This window comes from Acinetobacter sp. CAU_H_29a_1 (assembly GCF_058599505.1).
The window spans coordinates 2,893,510-2,907,106 of record NZ_CM178655.1 but is presented as its reverse complement, the minus strand read 5'-3'; the positions used below and the strand labels follow the sequence as shown (position 1 = coordinate 2,907,106).

15 protein-coding genes are annotated in these 13,597 nt (G+C 40.9%); 8 read left to right on the top strand and 7 right to left on the bottom strand.

All coding sequences use genetic code 11. The features are described 5' to 3' along the window. Position 1 precedes the first annotated feature (1 nt). Entirely contained in the window at positions 2-430 is a 429-nt protein-coding gene (locus tag AC4MDD_RS14675; RefSeq protein ID WP_004979182.1) for a YqaA family protein, read from the top strand. Positions 431-542: 112 nt separating this feature from the next. On the opposite strand, the gene AC4MDD_RS14670 is transcribed toward AC4MDD_RS14675, so the two are convergent. Both AC4MDD_RS14670 and AC4MDD_RS14665 read right to left on the bottom strand, forming a co-directional pair. After that, complete coding sequence (locus tag AC4MDD_RS14670) at positions 543-1,274, bottom strand: energy transducer TonB (protein ID WP_004979184.1); 732 nt, start codon at positions 1,272-1,274, stop codon at positions 543-545. A 104-nt stretch (positions 1,275-1,378) separates the two neighbouring features. Then, positions 1,379-2,632 (bottom strand): MFS transporter, encoded by a 1,254-nt coding sequence (locus tag AC4MDD_RS14665; RefSeq protein ID WP_004979186.1) that lies wholly within the window; start codon positions 2,630-2,632, stop codon positions 1,379-1,381. A gap of 221 nt (positions 2,633-2,853) precedes the next feature. Here AC4MDD_RS14665 and rpmI point away from each other — a divergent pair, with 221 nt between their 5' ends. Next, a complete protein-coding gene (gene rpmI / locus AC4MDD_RS14660; protein WP_004278281.1) occupies positions 2,854-3,048 on the top strand; it encodes a 50S ribosomal protein L35 in 195 nt (64 codons plus the stop codon). A gap of 11 nt (positions 3,049-3,059) precedes the next feature. Beyond that, a complete protein-coding gene (gene rplT / locus AC4MDD_RS14655) occupies positions 3,060-3,419 on the top strand; it encodes a 50S ribosomal protein L20 (protein ID WP_004692276.1) in 360 nt (119 codons plus the stop codon). A gap of 29 nt (positions 3,420-3,448) precedes the next feature. On the opposite strand, the gene AC4MDD_RS14650 is transcribed toward rplT, so the two are convergent. Further along, on the bottom strand, positions 3,449-4,657 hold the full coding sequence (locus AC4MDD_RS14650; RefSeq protein WP_279044200.1) for a hypothetical protein: 1,209 nt from the start codon (positions 4,655-4,657) through the stop codon (positions 3,449-3,451). Between the two features lie 192 nt (positions 4,658-4,849). Between AC4MDD_RS14650 and AC4MDD_RS14645 the strand changes: the two genes are divergently transcribed. Together AC4MDD_RS14645 and AC4MDD_RS14640 are read left to right on the top strand one after the other, a co-directional pair. Continuing rightward, positions 4,850-5,401 carry a P-loop NTPase family protein gene (locus tag AC4MDD_RS14645; protein WP_035326386.1) on the top strand — a complete coding sequence of 184 codons (552 nt, stop codon included), beginning with the start codon at positions 4,850-4,852 and terminating at the stop codon, positions 5,399-5,401. 129 nt (positions 5,402-5,530) lie between these two features. Next, complete coding sequence (locus tag AC4MDD_RS14640) at positions 5,531-5,743, top strand: KOW domain-containing RNA-binding protein (protein ID WP_004692273.1); 213 nt, start codon at positions 5,531-5,533, stop codon at positions 5,741-5,743. Positions 5,744-5,804: 61 nt separating this feature from the next. Here AC4MDD_RS14640 and AC4MDD_RS14635 read toward each other — a convergent pair whose 3' ends face one another. Further along, complete coding sequence (locus AC4MDD_RS14635) at positions 5,805-6,821, bottom strand: hypothetical protein (protein WP_279044201.1); 1,017 nt, start codon at positions 6,819-6,821, stop codon at positions 5,805-5,807. A 157-nt stretch (positions 6,822-6,978) separates the two neighbouring features. Here AC4MDD_RS14635 and pheS point away from each other — a divergent pair, with 157 nt between their 5' ends. The 3 genes from pheS to AC4MDD_RS14620 all read left to right on the top strand — a co-directional run bounded on the left by pheS (position 6,979) and on the right by AC4MDD_RS14620 (position 10,766). Next, the gene (gene pheS / locus AC4MDD_RS14630; protein WP_004979194.1) at positions 6,979-7,959 is read left to right on the top strand and encodes a phenylalanine--tRNA ligase subunit alpha; all 981 of its coding nucleotides are present in this window, start codon (positions 6,979-6,981) and stop codon (positions 7,957-7,959) included. Between the two features lie 132 nt (positions 7,960-8,091). Continuing rightward, positions 8,092-10,473, top strand: a complete 2,382-nt coding sequence (gene pheT, locus AC4MDD_RS14625) for a phenylalanine--tRNA ligase subunit beta (protein ID WP_278345493.1) — start codon at positions 8,092-8,094, stop codon at positions 10,471-10,473. Continuing rightward, positions 10,470-10,766 carry an integration host factor subunit alpha gene (locus AC4MDD_RS14620; protein WP_004649746.1) on the top strand — a complete coding sequence of 99 codons (297 nt, stop codon included), beginning with the start codon at positions 10,470-10,472 and terminating at the stop codon, positions 10,764-10,766. The genes pheT and AC4MDD_RS14620 overlap by 4 nt, the downstream gene beginning before the upstream one ends. A gap of 140 nt (positions 10,767-10,906) precedes the next feature. Here the strand turns inward: AC4MDD_RS14620 and AC4MDD_RS14615 are convergent, their stop codons facing one another. The 3 genes from AC4MDD_RS14615 to trxA form a co-directional block, all read right to left on the bottom strand. Beyond that, positions 10,907-11,164 (bottom strand): hypothetical protein, encoded by a 258-nt coding sequence (locus AC4MDD_RS14615; RefSeq protein WP_005400740.1) that lies wholly within the window; start codon positions 11,162-11,164, stop codon positions 10,907-10,909. A gap of 410 nt (positions 11,165-11,574) precedes the next feature. Further along, a complete protein-coding gene (gene rho / locus AC4MDD_RS14610) occupies positions 11,575-12,843 on the bottom strand; it encodes a transcription termination factor Rho (protein WP_078388710.1) in 1,269 nt (422 codons plus the stop codon). Positions 12,844-13,174: 331 nt separating this feature from the next. Continuing rightward, entirely contained in the window at positions 13,175-13,501 is a 327-nt protein-coding gene (trxA, locus tag AC4MDD_RS14605) for a thioredoxin (protein ID WP_078388709.1), read from the bottom strand. Positions 13,502-13,597 lie beyond the last annotated feature (96 nt).

Sequence of the window (13,597 nt, the reverse complement as noted above, 5' to 3'; positions counted from 1 at the left end):
AATGATGTGGGCCTTAGGACTACTTTTCCTTTCTGCCTTTGGGGCGGCGACACTGCTACCCTTACAGTCAGAAGCAGTCTTGGTGGGATTGTTGGCTCAGACGCAGTATTCAGTGTGGTTGTTGGTTGCTGTTGCCAGCCTAGGCAATATTTTAGGTAGCTGTGTGAATTGGTGGCTCGGCTTGAAAGTTGAGCAATACAAAAATAACAAATGGTTTCCCGTCTCAGAGCAAAAGATGTTGCAGGCGCAGGGCATTTATCAAAAATATGGTTTTTGGTCTTTATTGCTCAGTTGGGTGCCCGTTATTGGTGATCCGATTACCCTCATTGCAGGATTACTCAAAGAAAACTTTGTTCGTTTTGTCGTGATGGTGAGTATTGCGAAAATCGGACGCTATCTTTTTGTATATTGGATGTTTAGTCAGTTCTAATTATTTTCAAGTACTGAGAGCGACTGGCCACATGCTTATATGTGCTGAATGGGTTTAAAGTTTATATAGAGAGATGACACGAGTGAGTGAGAACTCGTGTCACGCTAAATTTTTAACGACAAGCATTCAGATCGAATTCAATCGCATCTTTAAATTTAGATTTCTTATAGATCCACAGTGTGCTTGCTGTGCGTTTAACACTGACTCTGCTATTTGCAACGGCTTGTAAAACTTGTTGATCAAGCGCGTAAATACCTGAACCTTTGATAATTTTAGGCTTCTTGATGTTGCCGTGTTTATCGGCTTTAAAGCTAAATTTAATTTGACGGTCATGACCATTCAACTGCGTTGAATCTAGCGCAAGCGTAGGTTGAGCCTGATATTGAAAAGGCACTTTTTGCTGCTGTTGTTGCGCACGCCAGTTCTTTGAGTCAAAGCTATAGTTACATGCTTCGACATCATCTGGAGTTAAGTTTAAATTAAAAACTTGATAACCAATGACAGCTAAAGCGGTGTCGTCTTCTATAAACGGTTTTACTTTGGCTTGAAGCACGGCATTTACCAGCTTTTCATCTAAAGCTTTGATTCCAGTCGTTTCTTGGACTGTCGCTTTGGTCACATCACCTGTTTCATCTGCATACACACGAATAATCGCTGCACGGTTTTGTTGGTTTAAATCACTATTTTTATATTGGGGTTTGGGAAAATCTACCCATTGAATACGCGTGGTCAAATGCGCCGATTGAGCTGAACTTTTTTGAATGGTGAGTTCTAATGGTGGCTGAGCTGCATGACTGAGATGAAAGGGCAGTGTAGATAATGCGAGCAAGAAGAGTGGTTTCATATGATCGATTTCTTTTATAACGCATCCAGTGCGCATGACTTAAATAATTGTTGCGAGTATTTCCTGAATTAGAAAGACTCGCAAGTTATATTGTTAAATTAAAACTATTTTTGCTCGGCTTGGGTGATGTCTACACCAAATAAGTCTTTGGTTTTAGCCCAACTGAGTGCGACCACCAAGAGCGTCATGCTGCCGCCAAAAACCGTTGCAATCACAGGGCCTAAATATTTTGCTGCAAGACCTGACTCAAATGCTCCCAGTTCATTACTACTCGACACAAACATGCCATTTACCGCTGCAACACGGCCTCGCATATTCTCAGGAGGATAAATTTGTAAAATGGTCTGACGAATTACCACTGAAATACTGTCACATGCACCCGTCATAGCAAGAGCAAACAAAGACAACCAGAGGTAGTTTGAGTAAGCGAACAATAAGGTGAATAGGCCAAAACCTGCAACAGCAAGCAGCATATTGCGCCATGCATGTCGGGTGGGCGGAAAACGCGTCAGCGCAATCATGGTGATGAGTGCACCAATCGATGGTGCTGCCCGTAAATAGCCCAATCCTTCAGGCCCAATTTTCAAAATATCTTCAGCAAAGATCGGGAGTAAAGCGATCACACCGCCGAACAGCACTGAAACTAAGTCGAGTGAGATGGCCCAGAGGACGATTTTAGTTTTAGCAATAAAGCGAAGACCTACACCTAAACTTTGTAGTACACGTTTCGTTTCAATTTTAGGAAAAGTGCGTTTGCTTAAAAGATTGACGAGTAAGAAGCATAGGCTGAGCAGTACCGCTACACTAATTAAACTGGTTTCACGGCCTAAAAATGCCAGCATAAATCCACCGAGCATCGGCCCAATAATCACCCCGCTTTGCCAACCAATGGTGGTCCATGTGGCGCCATTGGCATAAATGTCTCGTGGAATTAAAAAGGGTTTGAGTGATGTTGCAGATGGATTATAGAACCCCCGAATTGTTCCTAGGCCAAAGATCACGGCATAGACACCCCATGACAGGGTGGAGAGTTCAATTTGCTTTAAGGTATAAGCATGAAATAACCCCCATAAAATCAAGGGCAGAGGAATGGCAAAGAATAAGCAGATTTTCATGATGGTTTGCTTATTAAAGCGATCTGCAAAATAACCACCCCATAAGGAGAGCGCAATAAAGGGGATTGCTTCTGCCAGACCAATCAAGCCTAAAGTGAGAGGATCTTTGGTAATTTTATACAAAGAATACGCCACAATAATTTCCTGAATTAAAATGGCAAGCGTCAGACAAAATTGATTGAGCGTAACAATAGAGAAGTCTCGGTATCGAAGTGCGGCAAAAGCATCCTGTGTAGCGTTCATAAGGGTACAGTATGGAATGGATGAGGCATTATACGACTTGGACTAAACCACGGTTATAAATTCATCGCTTAAAGCTTATCGGGAAATAAACTAAGCTTGCTTTTATTGTTGATTATTTGCTTTTGTTTTAGACAAAGTTCGATTAGAATATTCGCTCCCTTACCTGCAGGTCGTTTTGCAATGGTGCAAACGTTCCGAACAGGTGTTCAAAAGAGGTTGTTATGCCTAAGATGAAAACTCGCCGTGGTGCAGCTAAGCGTTTTAAAGCTACTGCTAACGGTTTCAAGCGTAAACAAGCGTTCAAACGCCACATTTTGACCAAAAAATCTGCTAAGCGTATTCGTCAATTACGCGGCTGTGTAATGGTTCACGTGAGTGACGTTGCTTCAGTTCGTCGTATGTGCCCATACATCTAAGGAGATTATAAATGGCTCGTGTAAAACGTGGTGTACAGGCTCATCGCCGTCATAAAAAAATTCTTGCTCGTGCTAAAGGTTACTACGGCGCTCGTTCACGCGTATATCGCGTAGCGTTCCAAGCAGTAATCAAAGCGGGTCAATACGCTTACCGTGACCGTCGTCAGAAAAAACGTCAATTCCGTGCTCTATGGATTGCGCGTATTAATGCTGGTGCTCGTCTAAATGGTTTATCGTACAGCCGTATGATCGCTGGCTTGAAAAAAGCTCAAGTGATTATCGACCGTCGCGTACTTGCTGACATCGCTATGCATGACGCAGTTGCATTTGCTGCTTTAGCTTCTAAAGCTAAAGATGCATTAGCTGCATAAGTCTTTAAGACTTAAAGAAAGACCGCTTTTTAGCGGTCTTTTTTATTGTTTGAATGAATGATGCTTTTATAAAGTGCATATAAAAATGCAATCGTTAGTATAAAAGTATTTCCCCATGATACGGAATAGAAAGCCAAAGTCCACAATGCACAGTAACACCAAATGATGTGCCATAAAAATTTCATGATTTTGAATAAATTAAAAGAGCTTACAGCTACGCACTTTGTTTCTACTTGATGTTCTATGTCTTTTAGGTGTGCGGTGTTTTCTACTACATCGTTAGATGTCCGAATTTGAACGGTATTTTTTTCAATAGAAAAAGAAGAATTTTTTGTTGTTTCTGGAATATTGGACAAGTAATTACAATTTTTAATGTCTGAAAACTGATATTGATTTGCACAGTGTTTAAAGATTAGTGGGCGGAGTAGGGTCAGTTGATTATAGGCTGCTGAAAAAGTATCCCTTTCGTTATTATTCATTTGAATATAATCGGAATATTCATTTTTTGAATGTGATGCAGCGGAATATTGCTGTTCTAATAAAGCTGTATTTTCTATCAAATTCGAAGCGTAATTTTTTCGGATAGTGAATGGAAATATCGGATACTGCTCTTTTATAGAATCATTGAATAAATCGCCGACATAGCAATTATTGATATCTAATGGAATTGGATAACTGCCATATTGTTTTGCCATATCATTAAAATAAAGACGTGCTTCTGTGTCTTTAAAAAAAGTATCCCAATTGATTGGCTTTAAGTCTTGTTCTATAGTAGAAATTGCTTGAGGGGATGGGTGGTGTAACGTGTATGCCTCTACATTTTGGTAATAATTGGAATAATTATAAAAATCTTTGTTTCCATGTTCATCAAAACTTTGCCATGTTGGTGTTTCATCGCTATGGATTAAAACTTTATATTCATTATGAGGATAATGCACAACAATACAGAAACTTTCTTCATCGGTTGAAAAATAAAAAATCGAAGAGTCATTGAGTTCCATATGCAAGTCTTGAGCAACATGTAAACTCAGTTTTATGGCTCCGGATTCTTGTAACCTACTTAAGAGATGTGAAGCAGAACCGCATAAAAGCGTACCGTATTTAGTATCACGTAATATTGGAAAATGGTTGAATAATAATGGATGCCTATCTAGGATCTCTGTATCAACCGCACCATTTAAATATTCATTTCCATAACTCACAAATGCAATTTGGCGATAAGCTCTATTTAGGTACACTTTTTAATTCCGATAACTATATTTTACTAATTGAATAAATACTAAAAATTATTGTTTTGTCGGTGCAGAGAATATCGGTGTTTACGTTTTTAGGCTATTACTTTAATTGTAATTTTATTGCTAATAATGTTTTAAGTATTGAAACTTCTAGATATAGTTTTTTTAACTCTTTTCGAGTCTTGGTAGATGGTTATGAAAAGAATCAATGTTGTAGGAACTTCTGCTACAGGCAAATCTACATTTTCCAGAGCTTTGGCCGAAAAGTTAGATTTGCATTATATCGAGTTGGATAATCTATTTTGGCTTGATGACTGGCAAGAATGTCCCGATGAGGTGTTCTTTGCCAAGATTGAGGCAGAAGTACAGAAGGCGACACAGGGCTATGTGATCGATGGTAACTATACCCGCGCCATTCCTGTGAAATGGGCGGAAATTGATACTGTCATTTGGTTGGACTTACCTTTTCCAGTCAACCTTTACCGTTCTGTGAAGCGTGCGGTTCAGCGGGCATGGGCACAACAGGATTTATGGGAAAACTCGAATAATCGGGAAAGTTTGCTGCGGATGTTTGGTCGGGACTCGATTATTTGGTGGATGATTAAAACACATGCTAAAAACCGACAGAAATACCTAAAAATGATGCAGATGCCTGAATATCAACATATACAGTGGATTCATTTAAAGACACCGAAGCAGGTGAGTCATTTTTTAGATCAGTTGGCTGTTGAAAAGCTTAGCGTTTAAATCAGAGAATAGCAGTGCATACTCAGCGATTAAGATGAACCTCTAAGCTTTAGTTACATAAATCTGCTTTAATCTCAAAGGTGGTCGATGCCTAATAAATAAAAAGATTAAAAAGAAAAGGAGCGGGATATGCTTGCAGAAATTACTGGAATGGGACAGGGAAGTATCACGGTGGAATTACAAATGATTCCCAGAAAAGGTGAGTCAGTCAAAATTATGTATGGACCTGATGCGGAGCTAGAGGGGGAGGTTGTTTCGGTTAATCATTATATTAATCAACATGCCAATCAGCATAAGGTACAAATCAAGATTCGGCCCTTCAATCTTCTAATTACTGCCTAAAGAAATTGAATCCATAAAAAAGCGCTCATTGAGAGGAGCGCTTAGATATCTCGGTAATAACTTATAAGCCAAAATAATAGCCAACTAGGCAGATCAAAATCGTAATCACGATTAAAGCAAACACCCCAGTTTTCCCCGATTTATGGTGTATTTCATGAGGCCTGCTCTCTATCGCACTTAATTTAGGTGTTGGATGATTACGTGCATCCAGTGGTGTAGTTGTGTCTTTGGGTGTGAGCTGCGCGGTTTGATAGTGATTGGCCACTTTTACGATAAACTTGGTACTTAAATCATCAATCTTTTGCTCAAAATGACGTAAGTTCAATTGCTCATCTGGCGTGAGTACTTGGCCTTCTGCATTATAAGGATGTTGAATCTTAGTCTGGATCAATGCTGATAGTGTATCTAAACGATACAGCGTTTGGTGTGCATAATCAGCAGCGTAATCTGTTGGTAAAAGAGCGAGACGGTGGACTGCATCTGTGGCATCTTGTTGCCCATAGTAAGGTAAGTTTGCCGTCTCTGGCTCTACTAAATCTTGTGCAAATGGCGCACTAAATAGTTCTTGTTCGGTAAAGTTCTCGATTTCATCCCATTTCGGCGTTTGTAAATCCGCTTCAATGCGTTTGCTGAGTTTGTGATTCAGTTCAAAACGCCATAAATTTTCGCTACGGATTGAGCTTTGTTGTGCCTTTGGAACTATAAAATCATGTTCAGCGCTGTACCACTCAGCCAGTTCTTTACCAAAAATCCAAGCAGTTTTTTGCTGTGCTTGATGGCTCACAATAATATGTGGTGTAGCGAGGAGTTCAATATTTGAGTTGGGGTTCTTTTCATCTGCTAGCAATGTTGAGCTATGCAGACTGAGCTGTTTGACCCCTTGTTTTTTTAAGGCTTCAAGCCATACCTGAAAATGCTGAGCCAGTAAATGTTGGCTATTTAGGTCACGGAACTGAAAGCAATGTCGGTCAAAAATGGCATGTTCTAACCAACGTTGGAAACTTAGGTTGTGGCGTAAATATTCATTGCCATAAGTCACTAAAGTAAGTTGTTGTTGCCAAATAGGATCAAGCGACATCGTTTGTTGTTCTCTTCTGTGATGGCCCTATCTTAACCTGATTATAAAACCATGTACTAAACAAATTTTCCTGATCGTAGAGCTTCATCAACGTGCTTAAAAACTGATAGAATATGGGGTTTTATTAATTTTATAAATTGTTGCTTTGAGAGTTACTATGTCACTGGAAGCCCTGACCACTGAAGCGCTTGCTGCGATTGCAGCAGCAGAGGACCTTGCTACACTCGATCAAGTACGAGTGCAGTTTACGGGTAAGAAAAGCCAGCTCGCTGAGCAATCAAAAGCTTTAGGTAAAATGGACCCTGAAGAGCGTAAAAATTTTGGTGCGCAAATTCATGCAGTCCGCGAAGCGATTACCGGTGCTTTAACTGAACGCCAAACACAATTACAACAAGCGGCGTTGGCGCAAAAACTTGCAAGTGAAACGGTGGATATTACTTTACCGGGTCGTGGTCAAACGATTGGTAGTATTCACCCCGTTACTCAAGTACAAGAGCGTATTTGTCAGTTCTTTACCAAAGCGGGCTTTGTGATTGAAACTGGGCCAGAAGTTGAAGATGACTACCACAATTTTGAAGCTTTAAATATTCCAGGGCATCACCCTGCGCGTGCAATGCACGATACATTCTATTTCGATGCGACACATTTGTTACGTACCCATACTTCTGGTGTGCAGATTCGTACCATGGAAACCCAGCAACCCCCGATTCGTATTGTATGTCCAGGTCGTGTATACCGCTGTGACTCTGACCAAACGCATTCGCCAATGTTTCATCAAATTGAAGGTCTGTATGTCGCTGAAAATACCAGCTTTGCAGAACTGAAAGGTTTGTTGGTTAATCTATTAAACGAATTCTTTGAAAAAGACTTAAAAGTGCGTTTCCGTCCATCTTATTTCCCATTCACAGAGCCAAGTGCTGAGGTGGATATTATGGATGAGCGTGGTAAATGGTTAGAAGTGCTTGGTTGTGGCATGGTACATCCAAATGTCTTGCAGGCAGCAGGGATTGATCCTGAAAAATACAAAGGCTTTGCTTTCGGTCTAGGTGTGGAACGTTTTGCGATGCTTCGTTATGGCATCAATGACTTACGTATGTTCTACCAAAACGATGTGCGTTTCTTACGCCAATTTGCTTAAACAGATTTATACCTCTCCCAGCCTCTCCTTGAAGGAGAGGAGTTATTTGTGATGACTCGGGGTTCTCCTTCTTTTCCAAAAGAGGGAGTTAGAGGGGGATTCAAAAATTTAGATTTATAGGTTTTTAACAAAATGAAAATTAGCGAAAATTGGTTGCGTACATGGGTTAATCCAGCCGTTGATAGCAATACTTTATCTGATCAACTGACCATGTTGGGTTTAGAGGTCGATGATTTATCGCCTGCGGCAAAACCGTTCACTGGCGTGGTTGTTGGTGAAGTGTTGACGGTAGAGCAACATCCTGATGCAGACCGTTTACGTGTGACCACAGTGAATATTGGTTCAGGGGAACCTTTACAAATTGTTTGTGGTGCACCAAACGTACGGGTTGGTATGAAAGTCCCAGTGGCAACCATTGGTGCTGTGCTTCCAGGCGATTTCAAAATCAAGAAAGGCAAACTTCGTGGCATTGAATCACAAGGGATGTTGTGTGGTGCATCTGAAATTGATCTAGAAGACAAAATTGATGGCCTTTTAGAGCTGCCCGTTGATGCACCTGTCGGTGTGGATATTCGTGAATATTTAAATTTAGATGATCATGTCATTGATATCAGCATCACGCCAAACCGTGGTGACTGTTTCAGTATTCGTGGTATTGCCCGTGAAATTGGGGTAATTAACCAACTGACTGTGACTACACCTGAAATTAATGCCGTTGCTGCGACCATTGCCGATGAGAAAAAAGTGGTGGTGAGCACTGAAGGCTGCCCGCGCTATTTGGGTCGTGTGATTAAAAACGTGAATACCAAAGCCGCAACCCCAGAATGGATGGAACGTGCTTTGGTTCGCTCAGGGATTCGTCAGCATAGTATTTTGGTTGATATTACCAACTATGTACTGATGGAGTTGGGTCAACCGCTCCATGCTTTTGATGCAGCAAAAATTCAAGGTTCAGTCCAAGTTCGTCAAGCGAATACGGCGGAGAAATTGGTTCTACTGAATGAACAAGAAGTTGAGCTCAATGAAAAAGTCATGGTGATTGCGGATGATGAAAAAGCATTAGCGATTGCAGGCATCATGGGTGGCTTGTCTTCATCTGTTACCGATGAAACCCAAGACATTTTCTTAGAGTCTGCATTCTTTGCCCCATTAGCAATTGCAGGTCGTGCCCGTAGCTTTGGCTTACATACCGATGCATCACAGCGTTATGAGCGTGGCGTGGATTTTGAACTACCAATGCTGGCAATGCATCGTGCATCACAATTGATTGCTGATTTGGCGGGTGGTGAATTTGGTCCGATTACTGTTGCTGAACAAGCTGAAGTTTTGCCTAGGCGCGAAGCGATTGAGCTAGAACAAACACAAGTCGATCAACTGTTGGGTTATCGCGTAGATGCTGCATTTATTGCGGATGCATTAACCCGTTTAGGTTGTGCTGTGACGGTTAAAGCAGAAGGTCAGTGGTCTGTGGTGCCGCCTTCACACCGTTATGATATGGCAATCTACCAAGACCTAATTGAAGAAGTCGCGCGTATTCATGGTTATGACAATATTCAAATCAGTTTGCCAAAAATTGAAGCGAAATTGGCTCAATATCAAGACCAATTTGAAATGGCTCAGCTTCGTCAAACTCTCGTGACTTTGGGTTATCAAGAAGCAATTAGCTTTAGCTTTGCAGACTTAAAGCTTGAGAAGCAACTCAATGCGGCTGTGAATCCTTTGGCTTTGGCTAACCCGATTTCAAGCGATTTAGCGGTGATGCGTTCAACACTGCTCTCTAGTTTGATTCCGTGTGTGCAATACAACGTAAACCGCCAACAAAGCCGTGTACGTTTCTTTGAACTAGGCTTACGTTTTGACTATCAAGACGCTGAATCTATTCATGATTTGAAACAAATTCCTACCCTCGCAGTGATTGCAACAGGTGCAAAAACTTCAGAAACTTGGCATGCTAAACCTCAAGCTATGGATTTCTTTGATTTCAAAGGTGAAATTGAGGAGGTATTGGCAGCAGGTCGTGTGCAAGTAGACTATGTTCGTTCTGAGCGTAGCTGGTTGCATCCAGGACAGTCTGCTGAGGTTTTAGTCGATGGTCAATCTATTGGTTACTTTGGTCGATTACATCCATCTTTAGAAGATGCATTGGATTTGAGCACAACTTGGGTGGCTGAACTTGATCAATCGGCTGTTTTGCAAACTTATGTATCTAATTTTACAGAATTATCACGTTTTCCGTCGGTTAGACGTGATATTGCGCTTTTAATTAGTGATAAGATAAATGTAAGTGAAATTCAGCAACTTATCGAAAAAACAGGTGGTGAGCTTTTAGACTCGACTTGGTTATTCGATGTGTACACTGGGCAAGGTGTTGAAGACGGTAAGCGCTCATTGGCATTTGCACTTCTTTGGCAACATCCATCACGTACGCTCGAAGATGCTGAAATTAAATCCGGTATGGATCATATTTTACAAGTGTTGGAAAACACTTATCAGGCGACATTGAGGGCTTCATGACAGCATTAACAAAAGCGGAAATGGCTGACCATTTAAGTGAGCTCACGAGTTTAAACCGTCGTGAAGCTAAGCAAATGGTCGAGTTGTTCTTTGATGAGATTAGCCAAGCGCTAATCTCTGGTGAGCAAGTTAAACTTTCTGGTTTCGGTAACTTTGAGTTGCGTGATAAACGTCAACGTCCAGGTCGTAACCCGAAAACGGGTGAAGAAATTCCGATTTCTGCACGCCGTGTAGTGACCTTCCGCGCAGGGCAGAAATTCCGCCAGCGTGTGGGAAATGAGCAGATCGATTGATCTGCTTTTTTTTGCTTAAAATTTTGGGTGATCGTTTGGCTGATTCAATTTTTGCAAAATAATAGAATGTCGTTTTTTGATAAAATTTGAGCATAAAAAAAGAGAGCCACAGGCTCTCTTTTTGACTAATCTCTAAGAGATTAGTGAGCTTTAGCTTCAGAAGCAGCAGCAACAGTAGCTTCAGAAGCAGCAGCAGTAGCTTCAGAAGCAGCAACAGTAGCTTCAGAAGCAGCAGCAGCAGCATCTACAGCAACTTCAGATGCAGCTTCAACAGCTTCAGATGCAGCAGCAACTTCAGATGCAGCTTCAGCAGCAGGAGCTTCTTCTTTCTTAGCACAGCCAACGAAAGCTAAAGTAGTAGCAACTGCAGCAGCAATAGCGATTTTTTTGAATAACATGGCATCACTCTCTAAAATATGAGATTAAAAAAAACCGACGTTAGTCTGTTGTGTGCTTTTATTGTTCCTAATTTTGTTAGGGACTAACAATGCAGGAGCAGCCTAACTGGTCTGCAAATATGCTATCACTGCGCATTTTGAATTGCTACTAGCTGGGATGAAAAAAGTGATAAAAAAGGTCTAAAAACAGGGCTTTTTTAACAGAAAATAACAATCAATGATGAGGTTTGTATTGGAGAAGTACTAAATAAACATTTAAAAAGATGAGGGTTTTTATTTCAAATTTTTATTTATCAAAAACTTGCAAATAAGTTTACAGAGAATGAGATGAAATGTTGCTTTGTGTAAGCTAAGTCAACCAAATAAAAAGGCTGTCGTTAAGACAGCCTTTTTAGATGAAGTAGGTCGGATTAGCTGGTCGCTTTACGCTTCATTTGATCAAAGAAATCATCATTGGTTTTGGTTTCTTTCATGCGATCAAGTAGGAATTCCATTGCTGCAAGTTCATCTTGGGTATGAAGTAACTTACGTAAAATCCAGACTTTACGTAGATTATCTTCAGACATTAAGCGCTCTTCGCGACGGGTGCCAGACTTTTTAATGTTCATCGCAGGGAAGACACGTTTTTCTGCAATACGGCGATCCAGTGTAATTTCTTGGTTACCTGTACCTTTAAATTCCTCGTAGATCACTTCATCCATTTTACTGCCAGTTTCAATCAGGGCTGTAGAAATGATGGTTAGTGAGCCACCTTCTTCAATATTACGTGCTGCACCGAAGAAACGCTTAGGGCGTTCAAGCGCATGTGCATCCACACCACCAGTTAAAACCTTACCAGATGAAGGAACAACGGTGTTGTAAGCACGTGCTAAACGGGTAATGGAGTCGAGCAGAATCACAACATCTTTCTTGTGCTCAACCAAGCGCTTAGCTTTTTCAATTACCATTTCAGCTACTTGCACGTGACGAGCTGGAGATTCATCAAACGTTGATGCAATAACTTCACCACGAACAGTACGTTCCATTTCTGTCACTTCTTCAGGACGTTCATCAATCAGAAGAACGATGAGGAAGCATTCAGGGTTGTTACGCACGATCGACTGAGCGATATTTTGTAACAACATGGTTTTACCCGCTTTTGGCGGTGCTACGATAATTGAACGTTGGCCTTTACCGATAGGTGCAACCAAGTCAACCACACGTGCGGTTAAATCTTCTGTCGTCCCATTACCAAGTTCCATCACCAATTGCTCGGTTGGGAAAAGTGGTGTTAGGTTTTCAAACAAGATTTTATTGCGTGAGTTTTCAGGAGTGTCGTAGTTAATTTGGTTCACTTTTAACAGTGCAAAATAACGTTCGCCTTCTTTCGGTGGACGAATGGTTCCTGTAATGGTGTCGCCAGTCCGTAGATTGAAACGACGAATTTGCGATGGACTAACATAAATGTCGTCTGGACCTGCAAGGTAAGAACCCGCTGCAGTGCGTAAGAAGCCGAAGCCATCTGACAGAATTTCCAAAACGCCATCACCAAAGATCTCTTCGCCATTCATCGCATGGCGCTTTAAGATGGCAAAAATAATGTCTTGCTTACGATTACGGGCCATTCCTTCCAGGCCCATAAATTCGGCAATTTTGATGAGTTCGCCAATCGGTTTTTTCTTGAGTTCGGTTAAATTCATAGGAGGTCAGATAAGAATCAAAAATTCTAAAATACAGGATGAAAAGGAAGCAACATTTAGCCGCAGACATGCAATGAAGTAACGCAATTGTATTTGCACAATAACAATTCAGAGGACTGATTCATTGTTTAAAGAAAAATGTGTCAAAACAATTTGTATTGCCGAGCGGCGATCTTATGTGTTGTGTCTTTTAAGAAAATGGCAGGATTGAATAATCCTTTATCTCTTGATCATGCAATATAAGAGAGAAAGTTAGACTTGTCAATTTATAGCCGAAAAAAATACGCTGTTGTTTAAACAGCGTATTTCATTTTTTGATCTAAACAGATGCTTAAATGTTTTCTTCAATGAAAGCCGTTAGTTTCGATTTTGGTGCAGCGCCCACTTGTTGAGCGACAACTTCTCCATTTTTGAACATCAGTAATGCAGGAATGTTACGGATGTTATAGTTCACAGCCGTTGCTTCACAAGCAGTGACGTCAACTTTAACAATTTTCACTTTACCTTCGTATTCGTTCGCCAATACTTCTAATACAGGTGCAATGGCTTTACACGGTGCACACCAACCTGCCCAGAAGTCAACGAGCACAGGAACGTCTGATTGCAGTACATCAGCGTCGAAGTTTGTATCAGTTGTATTTACGATATTGCCAGACATGGATAACTCCAGTTTCAATTTTTGGATAGTTTTATGGCTAATAGTATGTCATAGCCTGCTATCACTGAGTAGATGGATTCCTAAATTTTCAACCTT

Bases quoted from the DNA above. Each gene is read 5' to 3' on its own strand.
- AC4MDD_RS14675 (WP_004979182.1), top strand. From the start codon at position 2: ATGATGTGGGCCTTAGGACTACTTTTCCTTTCTGCCTTTGGGGCGGCG.
- AC4MDD_RS14670 (WP_004979184.1), bottom strand. From the start codon at position 1,274: ATGAAACCACTCTTCTTGCTCGCATTATCTACACTGCCCTTTCATCTC.
- AC4MDD_RS14665 (WP_004979186.1), bottom strand. From the start codon at position 2,632: ATGAACGCTACACAGGATGCTTTTGCCGCACTTCGATACCGAGACTTC.
- rpmI (WP_004278281.1), top strand. From the start codon at position 2,854: ATGCCTAAGATGAAAACTCGCCGTGGTGCAGCTAAGCGTTTTAAAGCT.
- rplT (WP_004692276.1), top strand. From the start codon at position 3,060: ATGGCTCGTGTAAAACGTGGTGTACAGGCTCATCGCCGTCATAAAAAA.
- AC4MDD_RS14645 (WP_035326386.1), top strand. From the start codon at position 4,850: ATGAAAAGAATCAATGTTGTAGGAACTTCTGCTACAGGCAAATCTACA.
- AC4MDD_RS14640 (WP_004692273.1), top strand. From the start codon at position 5,531: ATGCTTGCAGAAATTACTGGAATGGGACAGGGAAGTATCACGGTGGAA.
- AC4MDD_RS14635 (WP_279044201.1), bottom strand. From the start codon at position 6,821: ATGTCGCTTGATCCTATTTGGCAACAACAACTTACTTTAGTGACTTAT.
- pheS (WP_004979194.1), top strand. From the start codon at position 6,979: ATGTCACTGGAAGCCCTGACCACTGAAGCGCTTGCTGCGATTGCAGCA.
- pheT (WP_278345493.1), top strand. From the start codon at position 8,092: ATGAAAATTAGCGAAAATTGGTTGCGTACATGGGTTAATCCAGCCGTT.
- AC4MDD_RS14620 (WP_004649746.1), top strand. From the start codon at position 10,470: ATGACAGCATTAACAAAAGCGGAAATGGCTGACCATTTAAGTGAGCTC.
- AC4MDD_RS14615 (WP_005400740.1), bottom strand. From the start codon at position 11,164: ATGTTATTCAAAAAAATCGCTATTGCTGCTGCAGTTGCTACTACTTTA.
- rho (WP_078388710.1), bottom strand. From the start codon at position 12,843: ATGAATTTAACCGAACTCAAGAAAAAACCGATTGGCGAACTCATCAAA.
- trxA (WP_078388709.1), bottom strand. From the start codon at position 13,501: ATGTCTGGCAATATCGTAAATACAACTGATACAAACTTCGACGCTGAT.